The 20,090-nt window shown below is 59.3% G+C and carries 17 protein-coding genes and 2 pseudogenes; 9 read left to right on the forward strand and 10 right to left on the reverse strand.

The genetic code is table 11. The features are described from left to right. Nucleotides 1-5 precede the first annotated feature (5 nt). The 9 genes and pseudogenes from QQS38_RS19820 to QQS38_RS19860 all read right to left on the reverse strand — a co-directional run. Nucleotides 6-737 (reverse strand): HAD-IA family hydrolase, encoded by a 732-nt coding sequence (locus QQS38_RS19820; RefSeq protein ID WP_479647052.1) that lies wholly within the window; start codon nucleotides 735-737, stop codon nucleotides 6-8. Next, nucleotides 734-2,170, reverse strand: coding sequence for an NAD-dependent succinate-semialdehyde dehydrogenase (locus QQS38_RS19825; RefSeq protein ID WP_479647053.1), 1,437 nt, complete (start codon nucleotides 2,168-2,170; stop codon nucleotides 734-736). Before QQS38_RS19825 ends, QQS38_RS19820 begins: the two co-directional genes overlap by 4 nt. Nucleotides 2,171-2,249: 79 nt before the next feature. After that, nucleotides 2,250-2,879: a methyl-accepting chemotaxis protein gene (locus QQS38_RS19830; protein WP_479647054.1), complete on the reverse strand. Its 630-nt coding sequence runs from the start codon at nucleotides 2,877-2,879 to the stop codon at nucleotides 2,250-2,252. Between the two features lie 50 nt (nucleotides 2,880-2,929). Beyond that, nucleotides 2,930-3,901 carry a WD40/YVTN/BNR-like repeat-containing protein gene (locus QQS38_RS19835; protein ID WP_479647055.1) on the reverse strand — a complete coding sequence of 324 codons (972 nt, stop codon included), beginning with the start codon at nucleotides 3,899-3,901 and terminating at the stop codon, nucleotides 2,930-2,932. Nucleotides 3,902-3,930: 29 nt separating this feature from the next. Next, the gene (locus tag QQS38_RS19840; protein ID WP_479647056.1) at nucleotides 3,931-6,291 is read right to left on the reverse strand and encodes an efflux RND transporter permease subunit; all 2,361 of its coding nucleotides are present in this window, start codon (nucleotides 6,289-6,291) and stop codon (nucleotides 3,931-3,933) included. 61 nt (nucleotides 6,292-6,352) lie between these two features. Beyond that, on the reverse strand, nucleotides 6,353-8,173 hold the full coding sequence (locus QQS38_RS19845) for a DUF1302 domain-containing protein (protein ID WP_479647057.1): 1,821 nt from the start codon (nucleotides 8,171-8,173) through the stop codon (nucleotides 6,353-6,355). Between the two features lie 77 nt (nucleotides 8,174-8,250). After that, on the reverse strand, nucleotides 8,251-9,615 hold the full coding sequence (locus QQS38_RS19850) for a DUF1329 domain-containing protein (protein WP_479647058.1): 1,365 nt from the start codon (nucleotides 9,613-9,615) through the stop codon (nucleotides 8,251-8,253). A gap of 392 nt (nucleotides 9,616-10,007) precedes the next feature. Then, nucleotides 10,008-10,751, reverse strand: a complete 744-nt coding sequence (locus QQS38_RS19855; protein WP_479647059.1) for a helix-turn-helix transcriptional regulator — start codon at nucleotides 10,749-10,751, stop codon at nucleotides 10,008-10,010. A 487-nt stretch (nucleotides 10,752-11,238) separates the two neighbouring features. Continuing rightward, nucleotides 11,239-11,358 (reverse strand): annotated as a pseudogene (locus tag QQS38_RS19860) (MBL fold metallo-hydrolase); the annotation flags it as partial. A gap of 528 nt (nucleotides 11,359-11,886) precedes the next feature. Here QQS38_RS19860 and QQS38_RS19865 point away from each other — a divergent pair. The 3 genes from QQS38_RS19865 (at nucleotide 11,887) to QQS38_RS19875 (ending at nucleotide 14,516) form a co-directional block, all read left to right on the forward strand. Then, a complete protein-coding gene (locus QQS38_RS19865) occupies nucleotides 11,887-12,696 on the forward strand; it encodes a TetR/AcrR family transcriptional regulator (RefSeq protein WP_479647060.1) in 810 nt (269 codons plus the stop codon). 523 nt (nucleotides 12,697-13,219) lie between these two features. Next, entirely contained in the window at nucleotides 13,220-14,110 is an 891-nt protein-coding gene (locus QQS38_RS19870; protein WP_479647061.1) for a hypothetical protein, read from the forward strand. A 160-nt stretch (nucleotides 14,111-14,270) separates the two neighbouring features. After that, a complete protein-coding gene (locus QQS38_RS19875) occupies nucleotides 14,271-14,516 on the forward strand; it encodes a helix-turn-helix transcriptional regulator (protein ID WP_479647062.1) in 246 nt (81 codons plus the stop codon). A gap of 147 nt (nucleotides 14,517-14,663) precedes the next feature. Here QQS38_RS19875 and QQS38_RS19880 read toward each other — a convergent pair whose 3' ends face one another. Next, complete coding sequence (locus tag QQS38_RS19880) at nucleotides 14,664-15,032, reverse strand: hypothetical protein (protein ID WP_479647063.1); 369 nt, start codon at nucleotides 15,030-15,032, stop codon at nucleotides 14,664-14,666. Nucleotides 15,033-15,093: 61 nt separating this feature from the next. On the opposite strand from QQS38_RS19880, the gene QQS38_RS19885 reads away from it, so the two are divergent. From QQS38_RS19885 to QQS38_RS19910, 6 genes and pseudogenes are all read left to right on the forward strand, one after another. Then, a complete protein-coding gene (locus QQS38_RS19885) occupies nucleotides 15,094-15,354 on the forward strand; it encodes a hypothetical protein (RefSeq protein WP_479647064.1) in 261 nt (86 codons plus the stop codon). A 10-nt stretch (nucleotides 15,355-15,364) separates the two neighbouring features. Further along, a pseudogene (locus QQS38_RS19890) lies at nucleotides 15,365-15,598 on the forward strand (PriCT-2 domain-containing protein); the annotation flags it as partial. Nucleotides 15,599-15,688: 90 nt separating this feature from the next. After that, a complete protein-coding gene (locus QQS38_RS19895) occupies nucleotides 15,689-18,058 on the forward strand; it encodes a DUF927 domain-containing protein (RefSeq protein WP_479647074.1) in 2,370 nt (789 codons plus the stop codon). Nucleotides 18,059-18,476: 418 nt separating this feature from the next. Beyond that, nucleotides 18,477-18,677, forward strand: coding sequence for a hypothetical protein (locus QQS38_RS19900; RefSeq protein ID WP_479647065.1), 201 nt, complete (start codon nucleotides 18,477-18,479; stop codon nucleotides 18,675-18,677). Nucleotides 18,678-18,710: 33 nt separating this feature from the next. Continuing rightward, a complete protein-coding gene (locus QQS38_RS19905; RefSeq protein WP_479647066.1) occupies nucleotides 18,711-19,463 on the forward strand; it encodes a hypothetical protein in 753 nt (250 codons plus the stop codon). Nucleotides 19,464-19,515: 52 nt separating this feature from the next. After that, a complete protein-coding gene (locus QQS38_RS19910; RefSeq protein ID WP_479647075.1) occupies nucleotides 19,516-19,776 on the forward strand; it encodes an Ogr/Delta-like zinc finger protein in 261 nt (86 codons plus the stop codon). Nucleotides 19,777-20,090 lie beyond the last annotated feature (314 nt).

Here is a 20,090-nt window from a genome sequence, read left to right on the forward strand (position 1 = left end):
CTTGTTCATGCCAATTCCTCTACCGGTAGATTGAGCCGCGTCGCGATTGCGGCGATATTTCCATTGATGTCGCGCAGGTCGAAGTACTGCACTTGAAGGCCCGCCTTCGCCGCACCGACGACATTTCGCATTTGGTCATCGACGAACAGGATTTCGTCGGGACGAGTCTTCAGTTCATCCACCGCGAGCTGATAGGCGCGTCGGTCGGGTTTTAGGATCCCGGTGTGCGTCGCGTCGACGATGACGGCCATGTCCTTGAGCACGGACATTTGCGCGAGGAACTCCGGCCCGTAGAACAGCTCAAGCTCATTCGAAAGAATTCCGACGAGGATCCCGTTGGCTCTCGCTCGACGGATGAGCTTCACCATGCCAGGCCGAACGACCGCATTGGGGTCGGTCTGACGTGTGCGTGACAGCATCGCGCGCACGGACCAATCTCGCTCGCCGATCGCCGCGCCCACCTCACGCGCACGGATTGCCCAGTAGTCGCGCTCGCTGATTTCGTCACGCTGCATGCTCTGCCATAGCATGTCTGTGGACGGGTCGATCGGGCCGAGCCAGGTCAATGTTTCAGGCGGAAGTCCCAGCGTCGACTCCGTCTCGCGATGCCGCTCAAACACCGACACGCTGATGACGCTGCCGAAATCCAGGAGCAATGCCTTGGGTGGTCTTTGAGGAATCGCCGTACGCGCTAATCCGAGCACGCCACGGCTCTTAGGGAGCGAAAAGGCGTTCATTGAGCCACCGAAATGAGTTTGAGGTCCGTGTATCCGAGCAACCCCTCGAGGCCGCTTTCGTGGCCGAGCCCGCTTTCTTTCACGCCCCCGAATGGCGTTTCAGGTTGGGAAACACCGAAATGGTTGATGCCGACCATGCCCGCTTCCAGCTCTTGAGTCAGTCGATGCGCCACGTCGAGGCGATTCGTGAATCCGTACGCGGCGAGCCCGACAGGAAGGCGGTTCGCGCGTGCAATCGCCTCATCGAGCTCGTCGAAGACATCGAGTACGGCAATCGGCCCGAACGGCTCCTCGTTTTGAACGCGCGAATCCAACGATGCATGTTCAATGACGGTCGGCTCGAAGAAATATCCCGACCGCGCCAGTTCCTTTCCACCGCAGGCGATCGTTGCGCCATGCTCCGCGGCATCATCGACGAACGACTGCATTTCGAGCACCCGGCGACGCTCGATCAGGGGGCCGAATTGCACACCCTCGTCCAGACCGGCCCCAATCTTGAGCGAAGAGGCGCCTTGCACAAACGCTTCACGGAACGCTTCGTATTGAGCGCGATGCACGATAAAGCGAATCGGCGAAGCGCAAACCTGGCCTGCATTTCGAAACTTTGCGGGGACCGCCAACTTGGCAGCTTTGGCGCCGTCGTAGTCTTGGCACACGATCACCGGCGCGTGGCCGCCGAGTTCCGCCGTATATCGTTTGACATGCCGTGCAGCTTGCTCGCCGAGCAGCTTGCCCACGCGGACGGAGCCGGTGAACGAGATTTTTGCGATCCCAGGGTGAGCGATCAGCGTCGATGAAATGAACGCAGGATCACCGGCAACGAGGTTCACGACCCCTTCCGGAATGCCGGCATCGACGAAGCATTGCACGACCGCCATACACGTGGCAGGCGTTTCCTCGGCAGGCTTGATAACGACACTGCATCCCGCGGCGAGCGCGCCGCCCAGTTTCCGCGAAGGCAGGTTTGCGGGGAAATTCCAGGGCGTAAATGCCGCCACAGGACCGACGGGAACGCGCATGACCGTCTGACTTGTCACATTGGACAACCGTGCAGGCACGCCGCGAATCGGCAGACGTTTGGCTTCTTCGGCCAGAAAATCGATGATGTCGGCGGAAAGCGTGACTTCGCGAACAGATTCAGCGAGCGGCTTGCCTTGCTCGAGGGTCAGGATGGTCGCGATTTCTTGCACGCGTTGACGCATGAGTGCAGTCGCGGCGGTGATGATTCGAAACCTTTCGATGGGCAACATGCGCGACCATCGGCTAAAGCTGCGCCGCGCGGCCGCAGTTGCGCTTTCGAGTTCGTTAGGGCCGGCGACGGGAAGACGGCCGAGCAATTGCCCATCGGCCGGATTGAGGACTGCCACAGAGCCTTCGTCAGTCTGCTCGATCCACTGGCCGTCGATGAGCAGTTTCAGTTTCGGGTATGTCATGGTGCGAGCCGCGAGAATTTGTTAAATACATTCTCTGTCTCGCCACACCCGCCAACAATCAGCCTTTGGGTGGAATTTGTCAGCTAGCCGCCATCACCTTGCGCACGTTCTTCACGTTCTCGGAAACCCGTTTGACGAGCTTGTCCGAATCATCCGCCAGCTTTTTGATTTCCGCGGCGACCACTGCAAAGCCACGCCCCTCTTGGCCAGCGCGTGCGGCTTCCACTCGTGCGTTGAACGACAGGATCGAGAGCGCACGGATGGTTTTCAGTATTTCTTCGACGTCTGAAAGAATCGCGTTGGTCGACGACGTCATCGCGGCAAAGCGCTGTTCGGCGGCAATTTGCGCGGCGCGCTCGCCCTGCACCTCGATTACGAGTCCTTCCAGAAAAAGCAACTTTCCCTGTTCGTCGAAAACGCCGCCACCCACCTCTCTGACCCAAACGAGCTGCTTATCGGCCCGCCGCACGCGATAGTCCACTGTCCACATATGCCGGGTTCGCAATGCCGCGGTGACCCGGTCGAGCACGTATTGCTCGTCGGCCGGCTCAGTGAGCGAGGGCAACGTTCGCACGACGTTTCCGATGAAGTCCGACGCGGGGTAGCCCGTGAGCGCATGAATGCCATCGGTGGTGAAAACCAGCGTGTAGTCGTCGTCGTTCAGACACCGATACAGAAATCCCTTCATCCTGCCGGTAATGCTTTGCATGATGGCAAGCTCATTGCCTGGATCACGCATCTGCGATGCCGTCACTTTGCTCATTCGCGACCTACGACGCCATCTTTCGAAAACAAAACCGGCACATGCGTCTGCGACAGGGCAACCGCGGTAAGCGCTTCGCGGCCCTGCCGGTGCGTTGCCGCGAATCGTTCCGCGCTGGCCAACCCCGTTATTTCAGTGCCATCGAGCCCGACGCCGAGCACGCCGGCTCCATTCGCGATGAGCGCAGTAATGGAACTTGTCGTGCCGGAATCCACCTTCGCCCAGGTTTCACCGTCGTCACGACTCGCGTAAAGATGGCCCAGCAACCCGCCGACGAACACGGTTCCATCCGACGCCACTGTCCCGGCCCACAAGCTTCCCTTGCCGCCCGTTTGCGTGTACTCCCAGGTCGAACCACCATCGCGCGAGCGCAACACCAGCCCCTGTTCAGCGGCGACGAACAATGTGCCGTGCGAGTCCGCGAATATCTTGAACAAATTACGGTCCGCCTTTTTCGCTCCGGGCGGCGGCGGCAGTTTAACCGCGCTCCAGTGCGCGCCTCCGTCGACGGTCTCGAGCATCAGCGACCATAATCCCACCGCCCAGCCGTGCCGTGCATTGGCGAAATGAACGGAAAACAGCGGCTGGTCCATCGAGGTGTCGGTGCGCTGCAGTTTCCACGTCTCCCCGCCATCGTCCGTGGCGATAATCGCCCCCCACTGACCGACCGCCCAACCATGCGAAGCGTCGGCGAAATAGACGTCCGAAAGCGTGGCGGAGACCGGGACCGAGCGCGCTTGCCGATACGACTTCCCGTCGTCGTCCGACAGCACGACGATTCCATGGGACCCAACCGCAACCAGCCGCGTACCCGCACGAGCCACACCGAGCAGCATGTGATGGGTGGCGTCTTGCCAGGCGTGCGCGGGTATGACCGGCAGCGTCGATCCGGTTGCTTCGCTAGCTTGCGCCAAGCCGGCGAAGCCGATACACAAAGACACCGCGATACAAATAGGCTTCGTTCTCATATTGAATGGCTCGTCAAGCTTGCTACGAATCAGTGGCTTAGGAGTCCCGGTGCGCGCACCGGTGTTCGTCGAGGAAAGAGCCGCTCCATAACGACAGCAAGGGCCGGCAATGCCGTCATCGCCATCACCAGGTTCACGATGAACATGAACGCGAGAAGCTTGCCCATATCCGCCTGAAATTTGAGCGCCGAGAAGCTCCATGTCGCGACGCCGATCGCCAGCGTGATTGCCGTGAAGATGGTGGCCACTCCCACTTCGAGCATCGCATGCTCGACTGCCTTTACGATGGACTGCCCATTCGCCATGTGCAGTTGCAGGCGGTTGTAAATATAGAACGCATAATCCACCCCGATGCCAACCGCCAGCACCATCACCGGCAACGTCGCAACAGTCAGGCCGATTTCGAGTTCCTTCATGAACCAGTAGCCAATGAATGTCGCCACGGTTAACGGGGCACAGCAGGCCACCATTGCACGAACATCGCGGTAGGCAAGAAAGACGAGGATCAGGATCGCGGCGTAGACGTACAGCATCATTGGCAGTTCGCTCTTTTGCACTTCCTCGTTGGTCGCGGCGATCACGCCCGCATTCCCCGCCGCCAGGCGAATGTTGACGCCATCCATTCGATGTAAGGCCCGATAGCGCTTGACGTCGTCGAGAATGCGATCAAGCGTCGTCGCCTTGTGGTCCGCCAAGAAAAGATGCACGGCGGTCATACTGCAATCCTTGTTCATGTAGCCTTTTATGCGCCCGATTTCGGCTGACAATCCTCCATAGTTACCCGGATCGATCGGCACGACGTTCATCTTCGGATTGCCCTCGTTGTATCCCTCGTTGTAGTCGCGCAGCATCGCGGGATACGACTGCACCGATACGACGCCCGGCTCGCTCTTCATCGACGATGCAAAGTCGTCCTCGAACAATCCGACCGCCGGGTTGTCGCACGCTGAGCCCGTGGACTCGAACACTACCGTGAGCCAGTCGAGGCCAACGTCGTAATTGCGGGCGATCGATACGGCATCCCGATTGAAGCGCGCATCCGCACGCAACTCGGGCGCACCCGGCTGGAGCGTACCGATGACACGATCCCGGCTCTGCCATACGGCGAGGGCAAAAATCGCAGCGGTCAGACCAACGACCCAATAAGCGTTTCTCGGCTCCGCGACCTTCGCAAGCTTACGCAACCATACCGAGCGTCGTTCTCGTTTTTCGAGCGCCCGGTCCGCATACGCCTTCGTGAAATCGAAGAAGGACGCCGCGACGGGGAGCATCACCAGATTGGTCAATATTTTGTAGCCCACCCCCAGCGAGGCCGTGATGGCAAGCTCGCGCACCATTGGGATAGGGATCAGCAGCAGCGTGACGAACGAAACGAATGCGGTAATGAGCGCCAGCGTCCCGGGCACCAACAATCCGCGGAAACTGCTGCGGGCCGCTTCCATCGTACTGTGGCCGTGAGATAGCTCGCGCACGATATAGTTGACCTGCTGAATTCCATGCGAGACCCCGATCGCGAAGACCAGGAATGGAACGAGCACGGCCAGCGGATCGAGGCCGAAGCCAAGCAGTTTGAGCGTGCCAAATTGCCAAACGAGCGAGGTCAGCGAACAAACGATCGGCAGCACCGTGAATCGCACCGAATGGCAGTACCAGTACACAGCGAGCGCGGTGAGCAGCAATGCAATGCCACAAAAGCCGAGCACCGCCTTGGCTCCATCGGCGATATCGCCGATCTGCTTCGCAAACCCGATGATTTGGATTTCGTAACCGGCGTCTTCGAATGGTTTGCGAATCTTCTCGTCGAGCAGATGATTGAACTGGACGTAGTCGAGCACCTTGCCGGCTGCATTGCGCTCGTTGATCTCGGCCGTGATCATGGCGCTGTCCCCGTTGTGCGAGACGAGCGTGCCGATGTATCCACCGTTGGCGGCCGATTGGCGAATCTGTGCAACGACTGTCGGGGTCAATTGGTTGGGCGTGATCGTTCCATCGATCACAGGGTTGGCGCGAAATCCATCCTCAGTGATTTCGTTGACAAAAGCGTTAGGTGTCCATAACGATTGGACGCCTTGCCGATCGACGTTGGGCAGGAATGTCACCGCCTGTGTGACCTGATACAAGCGAGTCAAGCCAGCGGGCGTCCAGATGCTGCCGTGACGCGCGCGTACAACGACGGTGACGCGATTGGCCCCGAACAGGTCCTTGCGATATTTTTGGAACGTCTGGATGTACTCATGGCCGATCGGCATCTGCTTGTCGAAGCCGGCCTCCATGCGCAACTGCACCGCAAAGACGGCCATCGCGGCGGTAAAAAGCGCAATCGCCGTCACGACAAGGACGCGATGTCCGAAAAAGAGACGCTCAAGGCGGAGGACGAAACGATTCAACACGAGGTTCTTCCCTTCAAAGGTTGCGGCACGCGCTCGCGTGCCGCGTTGCAGCCTCTATCGATCAGAAGTTGCGGGTCACGAACATCCCGACAAAGTTGCGGTCCGCGTACGGCTGACCCACAGTGTTATGCCCCCCGAAGAACGCCGTATAGTTGATGCCGGCCTGCCAGACAGCCGGATTCTGGTTGAACAACACATAGAAGTTCAGCGACTTCGCGCCTTGCATGTAGTTGGCGGTGAATGTCGGGGTATAGCCGTACAGTGCGTCGGAGAACGTCACTCCGGGCGTAACCTGCCAACCATGGATCAACGTACCGTCATAGGTCCAATTGAAATCGACCGTGGCGCCGACGGAGCTGGACGTTCCTTGCGCCTGAATAATCGGATAACCAAGGCTCGAGCCGTTGTTCAGCCACGCGAAATAACCGGCGGCAGGCGCCTGAGTGACCGCCCGGCCGTTGATCGTGCGCGTCACGCCTTGCGAATTGAGCCCAGGGTAGTAGATCCAAGTCAGTTCCGCAGTGAGCAAAGCCATATCGGCATGCAGCAGCTTCAGGAACGGATACTCGCTCTGCGTCAGACTCAACTGGCCGTTGATGTCGTATTGAAGCTTCTTCTTGTCGACCCATTGCTGACAATTGGCGCCAGCGATGCCATTCGTATTCGCGTCGAGCGGACCGCCAGCCCCAAAGCAGCCGGTCAATGCGACAGCATCATGCGGCCGATAGGACAATTCAGTGCCGATCGCCCAGTCGCCCAATGCGAAGTTGGCACTTGCGCCGAATAGTTGCCGATTGGCGAGGTACGACCATTGACTCGAGCCGTTAGCCAGGGTGGAAAGCACGGGCGATTTGTCCGTGTAGTTCTCGTAGTAGAACCCGAAATTGACATCGAGATTCTTCGGCTTGTAGTTGACTTTGACCCCGAACTGCGGTTTATATTGAGACGGCAGTACGGTGGAAACCGGCACACCGATCGAGTTGAAAGGCGGCCCGGCATATTGACCGTTCACGAGCCCCTGATTGATGCCGGCGATCGTCGCGGAATTTCCGCTGTTGGGCCCGGCAATCGTCCCTGCGTCGACGCCCCCGACGTTGAAGTTCCCCGAATTGACGGTAGCCGGCTCCGCCCCCCTTCCGAAGTTGTTGGCGACGGACCAATAGGTGCCGACCGGTGGATAGCGATTGCCGTTCCACTGAAACTGGTAATAGGCTTCCGTGCTCAAGCCGTGGCCGAGTCCGGCGGCGAAGCTCAGCATCGGGGCCGGCAACAGGGCCTGCTTCAATTGCGTTCCCGGAATCAGCAGCGACTGAACGTCGACTGAATTCGTTGCGTTGATCCCGCCCGTGGCGAAATAGCTTTCGCCCCAGTTGATCACCTGATTACCCAGCCGCACGTGGGCCGGCTCACCGCCAAGATTGAAGTCCTTCTCGCCCCACAGGTCGAGAAGGCGAACGGGGTATTTGACTTGCGCGAGCGCGGAGCTCGACAAAGGCGTGCGCGCGGTATCGTTCACGAGGAAGTCATACATGCCCGTGCCGCGAATCATGAACTTGTAGCCTTCGCTCGGCATCGTGAGAAGCAGTTCGCTCGTGGCACTGATGTAGGCGCTGAATGGCTGTCCCTTCCGGTAGTTCAGATTGCCGTTATCGCCAAATCCCCACTGATTCACGTTCGCGCCGGTACAGCCGTAGGCGTTCGGGTCGCCAGTCAGAGAGCAGCTTGGATTCTTCGTTCGAATCCCGGCTCCCGCCGTCAGGTTGGTCACCCAAGATCCCGAGAGATCGCCCAAACCCGTCGAGAAATCGTATCCATACGCATTGGCCGCGAAAGCACTCAACACTGCAACCGACATCGACGCACTCACCCCTGGTCTTTTCATCGCTCATCCTTCGTCCGTAATTCGCGGCGTGCGCCTCATCGGACGCACGCCCGTCGCCTGTAGATTGGCTGTCGTGCTTACCGCTCGCTGATCGAGCGCAGGTTCTCGGCGCTGTAGAAGCCCGAGGTGAAGTGCGGGTCGTTCGACTGTTCGAAGTAGTGAATGTCGGCCCCAGCGCCAATGACGCTTTGGTCGGAGACATAGCGCCCGGATGTCAGGTTGTACTGGGCGAACGGTTCGACATCACACGTTCCGCCCAACTCCCAAACGGGGATGGGGTAGCCTTCCTTGGCCTTCCAGAGCTTGCCTTGCGCGTCGTAGTCCTCCCCCGCCAGGGCGAGATAGGTATCCTCGTCGAGGTACAGGACCTTTTTCTGTGAAATGTGCCGCATGTTCGGCTTGAGTGTCGCTTCAAGCATATACACGCGATGGAGTTCGTAGCGCCGTGCCGATGGGTCGACCGAGTCCGGCTTGTAGACGTCGTTGACGCCCTTCTTGAAGTCGTACATCCCGAAGTCGTTGTACGGGACGTACATTTCCTTCTTCCCAATCAGCTTCCAGTCGAAGCGATCGATATCGCCGTTGAACAACAACCACGGTTCGTCCACTGTGTACTGGTTTTCGAAGCCAATTTGCGGCGCGTCATAGTCATATGAGGGCATGCGTCGCACGCGTCGCTGGCCGGAAAAGTAGTAATACGTCGGCGTGTCGTTATTGGCGAAATTGAACGTCTGCACCAACCCTTGTCCCGCGAGAGCGGCGGGCGACTCGTAGGAGAAGTAAATAGAGAACAGCGCTTCGTCCGATTGCAGCGCGTTCGCCCCTTTCTTTCCCCACGGGAAGAACAACGTTTGATGGCTGGTCACGTCGATCCAGTCGGAGCTGCCAGGCCGCGGGGAGACGAGCGTGTTGAGTTTGGCCCACTCAACACCAACGCCGCGATAGCGCGTAAGGTAATTCCAAATCGTTTCTTGCCCGGTCTTTGCTGCGGGAAATGGCAAGCCGGGCAGCACCGCAGTTTGCAAGTGGTTACCACTTGCGTCGAGCTTGGCAGTACCCGCGTTCTTTTTGATGTTGTCCTGGATCCAACCCGGGTAACCGCAATCTCGGTGCGTCGGATAGACATCCATGCGATAGCCCTTGATCTGCTTGAAAAGAGCCAGTTGCCCGGGCGACAGCTTGTCCGAATATTTACTCAGATTTTCCGCGGTGATGGAAAACAATGGCTTTTCGGCTTTATAGGGCGAATAGTCTCCGCGCACCTTTCCAACCGACCATCCGGCAGGCGCAGCCTGGACCCCCTCGAACGCGGGAATCTGTCCGTCCTTGCTACCAGCCCGGTCCGCTCCACTGATCGTCGTGTCCCCAGCAGACTGCGCCCAGCTTGCCGTCATGGCGCAGCAGCATGCGATTGCCAGCGCGGTTTTGACATAGAAGTGCATCGCGTATCCCTCTCTAAGAGCAACTTGACGCTGGGCATAGCATTCGGATGTTCCGATTGATGCATGACCAGGTGAAGCGATTCTCGATGTGCCAAATTTGGCCGTGGATCAACCGAAGGGATGATTTTCAGCAGGCCTATGGATAACCCCGAGCCGCATTTGATTTGTACGAACGAGGTTGATGGGAGGCTAGCGTCCGAGGAGTCGAAACGTGCGGAAACGCTCCGCGGCGGTCGCACACGAAGCGTGGAATTGAATGCGTTCCTGCCGGACGCGACCGCGGTGCTATCCGCTAACCGTCCGCGCTTGGTCGAGCAGTCGACCGCCTGCCATCGGGCATCGCCTTAACGGCGATGGAAATGATCGTCCGCAGCGACGGCGAACCGCGAAGATCAATGCGTCTCGTACTCGGACATCAGCGACACGAGACTCGCTCGGTTCGGCACCCCAACCTTCTCGTAAATTTTCAAGACATGCGACTTCACCGTCGCGATGCTAATGTGCAATGCTTGCGCAATCGAAGCGTTGGTCCGTCCCGACGCCAGCAATTCAACCACGTCCAGCTCTCTCGGCGACAACGAAAACTCGTTCATCAAATCCTCGCGGACTTCGGTCTTGCTTCTACCGGTGAAACCCCGGAGGTTGTATTCGATGTAGGGGCTCATCGCGTTCATGACGGCTGCCACTTGAGAAGCTTCATCGCCCTGCTCGAGCAGAAGGCTCATTCCACCGAGTACTCGTGTGCCCGCTTGAAAAACTGCTTCAACGGCGTCCTCATAGCCGTGCGCTTTGATAAAGCGCACATAGTGATGGTCTTCCGGGGTAGGAGTCGGACTGATCGCATGCGTGAGCAGCATGGGTCGCTCCCTCATACTATCGAGTCGATGGTATTCGAACGGATCGTACTTGCACATGCCGGCCTTGTACTCGCGGTGGAAATTCTCCGGCACACCCAGGCGGCGGAAATGGCAACTGTCCGCGTCCTGATCGATGACGTAAAACGCCATGGCTTTGACCCTTGTCATGCGCGCAGCGAACGCCATCGTCTCATCGATAAAACGCCCGTCGATAAGCGAACGGTCCGAACGAGAACAAGCCGACATCATGAAATGCGCCTCCACGCTATATTTCGTCATTAGCTGAATGCAAGAACGATCGTTAATCGATCGCGGAGCCTGGCAGCGGCCGGACCAAAACCTAACGCGCCCAGACATCCACGCCACGAGTTCAACTCAGTAAGCGCATAACGCGGGTCGCGGCGTTCTCGTCAGCCGATTCCGTGGCCAGGTGCGTAAATTTGTCACATGACCGAGTTATAGCGAAGGAAAATGCTCGTCGCAAGTAGGGTAAAGTCCTAAGCCTCGAGGTGCTGCGTTAGAGCCGTCGAGCCCCTTGCGCTTGGCATTCGACTGTTCCAGGACAGGCCTCGGCGCCGGCGGATGGGATGCGCTCGACATTGCTCGGAAAGGCTGCGCCTAGAAACTCAGGATGTGCATCCTGACGCGGCAATCTGCACACCGTTGGTCTAATGACCTATAATTGAGCATCTTCAGCTCAAGCTGTCAGGCAGACTCCGGAGCGGAACGCACGTTCGACGGTAGCCCTCGCGCTCGCGATGCGTTCCACCTTCTCAGACGGCAGCCAGACGACTGTATCGCTCTTCGTTTGGCCCGTGCCCAGATGCGCGATTTTTACTTCCGGCATGCCAAGCCCTAGCGTGATTTCTCTGCCAGGAATGAGCGTTTGCCCGAATATCTACGTTCCACGGCCGATGCAGGTTTTCACCTACTTCCTTCTCGATGATAACTTGTGTCACTCGACCTATTATGAAGCAACGGTTGCACCACAGGCTCTGGCAAGGCCCGCCAGTGGATCGCCGGGGCGGCGATATTCGCCGAAGGGCCGCAGGACAATGTAGTCGAGTCGCAGAATGATTGAAGGGGAACGTGATGGCTTGCATGGGAAGGTCGCTGCGCGCAATGGTGGACCACTGGTTCGCTCCCCGTCCCGGTGATCGTCTGCGGGTCACCCGTTTTAGCAGAGCTCCTGCGACTCACGAGCGGTTTGTTTGTATTGAAGCGATGGGGTCGGCAGGGCCGATCGCCATACACTTCTTTCGTCATGAGAATGGTTTCTGGTGTGTCTACCCGCAAAATCCTCGGCGCCCGACCATGCGGGCCGCGTAGCGCGAGTCGAACGATAACCACCACCACTCCGAACGACCGGCTTGCACTCTATGTGTCATATGACCGACAATAGGTTACCAAACTCTTGATCGGAACTCTTGTTGACTGTAGCGTCGAGCCCATGACCAGAAAAACTTTTCCCCGCGAGACCTTGCTGCAGAATCGCTCGCCCGAAAACGACGAGTTGAACCGCCCCCCCGATTCGTTCGGCGACGCACAGGCTGCCATGGGGAACAGTGGGAAACGAGCGCTGACGGACCGCGGGCGCAACGCGGTGGCCCGCATCTTGAAATGCGCGACCGACATGTTCATTACCGAGGGCTACGGTGGGTTGACGATGCGCAAGGTCGCATCGGCTGCCGGCATCGCCCTATCGAATCTTCAGCACTACTTTCCGTCTATCGAGCCATTGTTTGCGGCCCTCATGAGGCAGGTGATCGACGAGTACGCGAAAACTTACGACAATCTCCGGCACGATCTGTCACTCACAGCCGAAGAACGATTGGAAAAGGTGATCCGCCTTTTGATCGAAGACGATAAACAATCTCGGACACAGAGTCTGTTCATCAACATGTGGGCCTTGGCGCAGACTCACGATTTCGCGCGGGAAATCGTGGACGAAGCATACTTGCATCAACGCCGCTGGATTCGTGGCTTCCTCGAGGCCGTCAATCCCGAGCTATCCTCGCTGGAACTTTCGTGCAGAGCTGCCCTCATCACGTGCCAAATCGAAGGCCTGATGATTCTTATTCCCCAACGGAATCGTTTCCCCTCGGATATCAAGGGCATCGAAGAGGAAGCCGTTAGGTCGATGATGTCACTCGCTCTTGCGGAAAGCGCCAGACAACCTTCTCCGAAGCCCAGAGCCCGCGATCGACGCGCCGATATTTCCTGAGCAGTGGGGACGAAGCGGAAGGGCGAGGCAAGTAGTGATCGGCGGGTGCATTGCCGAGCGTTTAGCTCCCGCTCTCTACCCCCAATGCTACCCACATACGCGGGAGCGAATGTCCTGGAGCGCTGAGCGAATGCGACCGGATCGACAACCTCAAGTCGCCCGATGAGCAGGGCTGAGCGAGACTTCCTGAGAACCGGCGAGACCGCCTGAGAGACTAACTGGCTGAGAGAGGGTCCGACACCATCACTTACTGGATAAGGCTTTCAGGCCACATTTAGCAAAACGTACCCGAGAAAGTACCCGACGATGCGGCGCCCTGTCAGCGACGCCCATCTAATAGCCCTGCGATCCATCGACTGCGCAGTGCCGCACCCGCGGGCTTCACGCCGTGCCGTCGTCGGTACCCTACCCGGCCGCTGCTCGCCCTCTCCCATTGCAGTAGCGATATCGTTTGGCGTTGCCGTTCGTACACTCACGGAATGATGGCGGTTTTTGTAATAATCCGGGTTCGCGAATCAAATCCGTGCTCCCCTTCATCGCCCCGTCTATGACTCGGTCATCACGCATCCTCTATCGAAAATTGCTCACTCATGCACCCGCTCTCGATGTGCCCGTCAACGTCTACGAGCGCTTGCGACTTCGACTTTATGATTGGGCCGATTCACCTCACCTGCCGTTCGAGCTACGTTTGCTCGCAGGGCAGTGCACCTCACTTCTTCTTGCCTGGTATGGAAGGAATCTAGCGATCAAAGATGTTCGACGGCTTCTTCACGAAGCGGCAGAGTTCCGTGATCGCTTTCGGACCTTAGCGGATACCGCGCGTGGCAGAACCAGCGCCGCTGTATTTACAAGTACCGAACGTAGCGCGATTTCCGTTGTATATCCGTACATGGTTACTTGTGACGAAGATTTCGATGCTCATGTCAGGGCGCTACGGCATCTTTGGTTCGGGCCAACGGATGGTGTGCGGATAGAGGACGATTGGCATTTCGATGTCCCAGCGAATGACCGGCGACGGTTTCTCGCTAAACAGTTCGCTCTAGCCGCGTTGTGCTACGTAGACGCGGCACAAATGGCAGTCGTGCTGCATAGGAAGTGGGAAGACGCGACCAACTATTCATTGCGATGCGCAACCGCTCTACGCCGCGCGATTGAACTCAACACGCTAACCGCAGCGCAGCTACGGTCAGAAATGGCCCGCGACGCGGCAGCAAAGCGTCACTTGGCTAGCCCGAAAGCAGTAGCCAAAACCGCAGTCCGCGACAGGTGGCTAAACTGGAAAGCGAATCGCGAAAGGCATCGAAGCACTGCGCAATTCGCCATCGCCATGGTCAACGATTTCGACGTTCTCGAAAGCCCGCAAACTATCGAACGCTGGGTTCGAGAGTGGGAGAAACAAAAGAAGCGAACCTAGGAGTCCGCACTCTGCTGGCACAGTATGGGACGTGCGCGCATGCTCCGGACGGTGCCAGATGGCTCCGTGTCCTACCAGCAGCGGCGTAGCGGCTTCTTTTCGCGCCATCGATACTCCGGCTATCCCGTGCAGTCTCACGGGAATACCAACCGGAGGAATCATGCAGCACGCCAGTCTTGGTGCTACCCCGCAACGGCCGGAACGGCTGTTGCGATTCAACGAGGTGTCATCACGCACCCGCCTGTCGAAAAGCGAAATCTATCGTCGTATCAGCGCAGGCACATTCCCAGGCAGCGTCAAGCTGGGCGCGCGTGCCGTCGCCTGGCGCGAATCGGAGATTGACAGTTGGATTGACCAACTCGTTACGGCCACCCAATCAAGCGATGCCCGGAGCGTTCGTGGTTGAGCATCGCATCCGCCGTGGCGCGTCACTCGGGCGATGCATTGCGGCCACCGTCACGCGGGGCTATACTCGCCTCATCGCTGAAACAACAGCGATCCGGGGTGACAGCCGGAATGGTCAGAGGCGGACAACCGCCTTCGCGCGGTTTTTTTACGTCCGCACATCAAGCGCCTTCAATGGTCGGGCCTTGGTGGGGGTGCGTTCGCGCACGCCGGTATCCTCTGACGCCGGTCTGTCAACCCCGCCATGTGCCCGGCCACCCCATTTGACAGTGGGAGCCGGGTTACTCAACCCGTCAGAGGAGGCCGCACCATGCGCCAAGCCCTTGCTCGCCCTGAGCAAACGCGAAATCCCATCGATCGATTCTTCCTGTTCGCCGACGCCGGCCGTCATGCCGCGGACTTGTGGCTTCAGTTTGCGCCGCTTACCGCGGCAGAATTTCGTGACCTGCGTTTCCGTAATCTCGTCGCAGGCCTCGGGCATATCACTGACTTCGATGCGTGCCGCCGCGCCTTTCACGATGCATTTGCGGAAGCGATCGCAGGCAGTGTCGCAGCTGCCTCTCGTGCGGAGGTGGCACATGGCTGAAGCGACCGCGCGGGATCAGATTTTTGCGAATGCGCTCGATCTATTCGATGCGCTCGACACGAAACTTCTCAACACGCATAACCTCGCCCGAGTCTATGCGGATATGACGGGTACCCGACCCATAGGCACTGTCCAGGTGGACGCGGTTGCCATCGGCGGCACGATGGGATTTTTCGCTGACGAATTGGCGACGGCGCGAGAATCGCTCGCCTACGTGTACCGGCTTATCGCCGATCTGCACCGTACCGCGTGAGGGCACGGCGATGACAGCACACACAGAACGGGAACGCGCTGCGCTTGCCCTATCGTCCATTCCGGCGTCACTGCCTCGAGACACATGGTGGAAGATCGCGGCCGCACTCAAGAGCGAATTCGGCAGTGATGGCTTTGAGCTTTTCGATTCGTGGAGTCGCACGGCAGAAGGCTATTCGCCCACCGCTGCCCGCGATACATGGCGATCACTCAAGGCGTCAGGCGGTATCCGCATCGGCAGTCTGTATCAAATCGCGAGCGAATACGGCTTTGACCCGAAGCAGCACTTAGTTCGACCAGCTGCAAGCCATGCGAGGAAAGCACGCGAACGCGGGGTGCAAGAGCCCCAGGAAGAGGCTAACGAGGCCAAGCAGCATGTACTTGCTGCCCAGCGTGCGCAAGCGCTCTGGGAGGCCGCTAAGGGCGCGCCTGACGATCACCCGTATTTAGCGCGCAAAGGCGTGCATGCACACGGAGTCCGCGTGTATCGCGGCGCGCTCCGAATCGGCGGCATGCTGTGCGATGGCGCTCTGCTCGTTCCGCTCCGCGACGCCCGCGGCGAGCTCACATCACTGGCGTTTGTCGCCGCTGATGGTGGCAAACGGTTTCTGCCCGGCGGAGCAAAGGCGGGATCGTTCCACATGATCGGCGACGCCGCGGCGTGCATCGTGATTGCCGAAGGCTACGCAACAGGTGCATCAGCCGCAGCCGCGGGTTTTTCCGTCGCGATTGCGTTTGATGCCGGCAACCTGGCTCGCGTCGGCCGCGCTTTGCGCTCGAAGCATCCGAAAGCGGCGCTCGTTTTCGCTGCCGACAACGACGCGAAACCCGATGGCAGCAATCCGGGCCTGAAGGCGGCCAAAGATGCGGCGCACGCTGTCACGGGCACCCTCGCCGTGCCGCCGGATGGAATGGACCTGAACGACCTGCACCAGAGGGACGGACTGGCGGCCGTCAAAGCACTCATAAATGCCGCCCTGCCCGCTACGTGGCCGACAATGGAGCAGCGCCCTTGCTGGTGCGTTTACGGCGACTGGCAGGACGTCGACGGCGTGAAGCGTAAACCGGGCGTGTGGCATCACAACTTCAAACAGCGCGACGACCAGGAGCCCGTCATGGTCGACGAGTGGATCTGTTCGCCGCTGTACGTCGACGCCACTACGTCCGACCGCATCGACGAAAACTACGGCTTTCTGCTGCGCTACGTGTCGCGTCGCGGTCTGTGGAAAAAGTGGGCCATGCCGGCGGAAATGCTTGCCGGCGACGGCGCCGAAGCGCTCGGCATCATCCTGTCGGGTGGCGTCGAAATCTCGCAGCACAAAAAGCGCGAAGTGCTGCGCTACATCGCAAGTCAGCATCCGGCGCGGCATCTACGGGCCGCGACAATGACCGGTTGGCACGAAGGCGCATTCGTGCTTCCCGACGAAGTCATCGGCGCGGATGATGTGTGGTTTCAAGCCGCCGGCCGTACAGCGCCCTATGGCACGGCAGGCTCACACGCGGGCTGGAAAGCCGGGGTGGCAGCACTGGCCGAGGGAAATCCAATGTTGATGCTGGCAATTTCCGCCGCGTTCGCGGGCGTACTACTTGAGCCGTTGTGCGTCGACGGCGCCGGCCTACACATCTACGGCGATTCCAGTACTGGGAAAACGACGGCACTCGTGGCCGGCATTTCGGTATGGGGCGGGCCTTCATTCCGGCGTCAATGGCGTGCGACAGCAAACGGGCTGGAAGGCGCCGGCACCATGCACACCGATACGTTGCTCGCGCTCGATGAAATCGGCGAATGCGCGCCGCGCGATCTTTATGAAGCGGCATATGCACTCGCTAACGGTACGGGCAAGAGCCGCGCAAACAAGCACGGCGAGGCTCGTAGGGCTGCGCAATGGCGGGTATTCGTACTGTCCACAGGAGAGACGACCATTGCCGCGCGCATCGAGTCCGGCGGCATCGAAGCCAAAGCGGGACAGGGGCTGCGCATTCTCGACATTCCCGTTACGGGCCGCTATGGCCTGTTTGACCAATTGCACGGCAGCGATTCAGGCGCGCGCCTATCGGACGCACTGCGCGACGCAGCCACCAAGCACTACGGCCATGCCGGCCGCCTGTTCGCGCAACGACTGGTTGAGCAACGGAAGACCGGCCTTGATCTGTCCGAGCGGCTTGCGACCGTGCTCGCGCAGTTTGACGCACCCGATGGCCAGGAGCGGCGCGCGGCGCGTGTCCTCGCCGTTGCCGCGCTTTCGGGCGAACTCGCAATTGAGTTCGATATCGTCGGCTGGAAAACCGGCGGGCCGACGCAGGCGGCCGTCCACGCTTTCCGCTCTTGGCAAAGCCAACGCGGCACGCATGGCCGCAGCGCCGAACACGTCGGTATCGTGCGCGCCGTTTCCGACTTCATCGACCGGTGTGGCGACGCGCGGTTCTCCGACATTGATGCATCGGGCGCCCCGCTCACACCGATCCGCGACCGCGCCGGCTACTGGAAGATCGAGGGCGGGCGCCGCCTCTACCTCTTTACGTCGGCGGGCATGAAGGAAGCAGTCAAAGGCTATGACCTGAACCGGGCGCTCGCCGCGCTCGATGCAGCCGGAGCGTTGACCAGGAAGCAGGGTGGCAAGCGGTCCGTGCCGATCCGGGCACCCGATGGACGCCTCGCACGCGTATACGCGATCGACCCCGAAAAACTCGATCCAGAAGGATGAACCGGCCCGTGCAGCGCTCACAGTGAGCCGCAACGATAACCTCGGGGTCGCGCGCCTTAAATTCAGGTGTAACTGGGGTAACGCGGGTAACAGTAAAAAAATCATCGACTTGTGGCCGCTGTCGAGGGGTATCGGAGGTGTAACGAACGGGTAACGCAAAGGACGACCCTCGATGCGTTACCCCTGTTACCCCGCTCTGGATAGGCGAGGTAACAAACTAACTCACTGATTTTTAAAGCGGTTACCCCCGTTACCCCGGTTACACCGCGAAAGAGCGATAAAAGACGAGGCACTTGAGCGACCGCTCGTCCCTGGAGCCAAAACTCCAGAGTGAACCGTGTCGAGAAAGAGCCGCATGCCCGAGCGTTGCGCGCACGAATTTATTTCGCAGTACTAACTAAATGGAGAAGAACAGCCAATGAACAACCGAATCATTGAGCACCGCGCTGAGAGCGAGTTAGCCGCGGCGAACCAGGAAATTGCCATGCTCAAGCGGCGCGAACAGCGGTTGCGCGAAGCGCTGCGTGAAATGGCAAATCGACTGCCCCCTGTCGGGCAATCCATCTATGGGCAAGTGCTTAAACGCGCCGGCCTTCTCGATTGGATCAGCGTCCGTTGATCCGCATTTCCACCCTTCTACGGAAACCTGACGATGCAAACGAATTTCAAACACTCGCGCACTGAAGCCGCTCAAACCAACGTCATCAAAGCACTGCAAGAGCGGCTAGCGACGGCGACGAGCAAATACGAAGAGGCGCGCGCGCGGCTCGAAGAGAGACGAAGTGCCTACGCAAGTGGTCCTGGCAAGGCATACGCGGACATGAAGGAAAGCGCCGACGAACTAGACAGGCGAATTGCCGAACAAAACGAAGCGCACGAAAAGGCAAAGGCAGCGCTCGCCGACGCAATGCTCAGTGGTGGCGGCCGCGTCACGCAAGAAGTAAAGGCAGCGTTGACGCAACGTCGCAACGCGGAGGACCTAATCGAGCAGTTGGCGGTACTCGCTCGAGAGATGGAGCGAACCCGAAAGCCGGTTCATGTCGACGCCTCGTTCGCCGCGAAGGCCTATGTCCAGGCATACGAGGCCGCATCGCAATGTTGGGCCGAAATGAATGTACTGTCGGCACTCGTTGAGTGCGGAGAGCGTGTTGCACGAGCGATGGCGGTGGTTCCCGTCGACGAAAACTTCGTGCCCTACCGCGTCCGCAGTTCAAAGAACGCAACTTTTTGCGCCGACTTGATGTTGAAGGAGCTGGGAACGCTTCGCACCGCCTTCGAAGAGGGAAGATCGGACTTTCAGGATGCAATCGGAACCATCGATCTCGGCGCGCTCGAATACTCCGAAATCCTCAGCAGTGTCCAAGCACAGGCGCTAACGCGCGAACACCGTGCCGACGCGCGTTAGGCATGCCTCGTAGAGCCCGAGCGACAATTTCAAATAGAGGTCGACCATGTCAATGAGAATCACCATCCGCTGCCCGATTTGCCTCAGTAGAGCGACGGCGCGCACAAGTCGCTTGATGTCTAGGACACTGCGCGAAATCACCTACCGGTGCGAGAACGACGACTGCGGGCATGTCTACATTGCGCACCTGGAGGTCGTGCGAACGACCGTCCCTTCAGCGATGCGCAACGACGATGTTTCGATTCCGCTCTCGCCCGCGGTGCAGCAGCGATCGGACCGCGCTCGCACAAAGACTGACGCCGGCATTCCGTAACTAAGTCAGCGAGACGAGACGGCAGCCGGCCGCGCGCGGCCGGTGGTCGCATCAAACTGCATCAGTTTTCCGCGCCAGGAACGCCGCACTGCCCTATGCGGCACGTACGCGCGTCCCCGATCGCGCTGCGCATCACAAGCAGCCATCCAAGCGAACGGCAGGCGGGGAGGGGGACTGCGTTTTGACAGTAAGCGCTAGATCCGCCACACGTCGTAAGGGGCCCCGTTACCGGGTAACATGTTTCATATCGACGGTTACCGGGTAACGAGGGAGGTGCGAGATGACGCAAACGACGGCGCAGCGGCAAGCGGCTT

This window comes from Trinickia sp. Z7, from assembly GCF_056498045.1.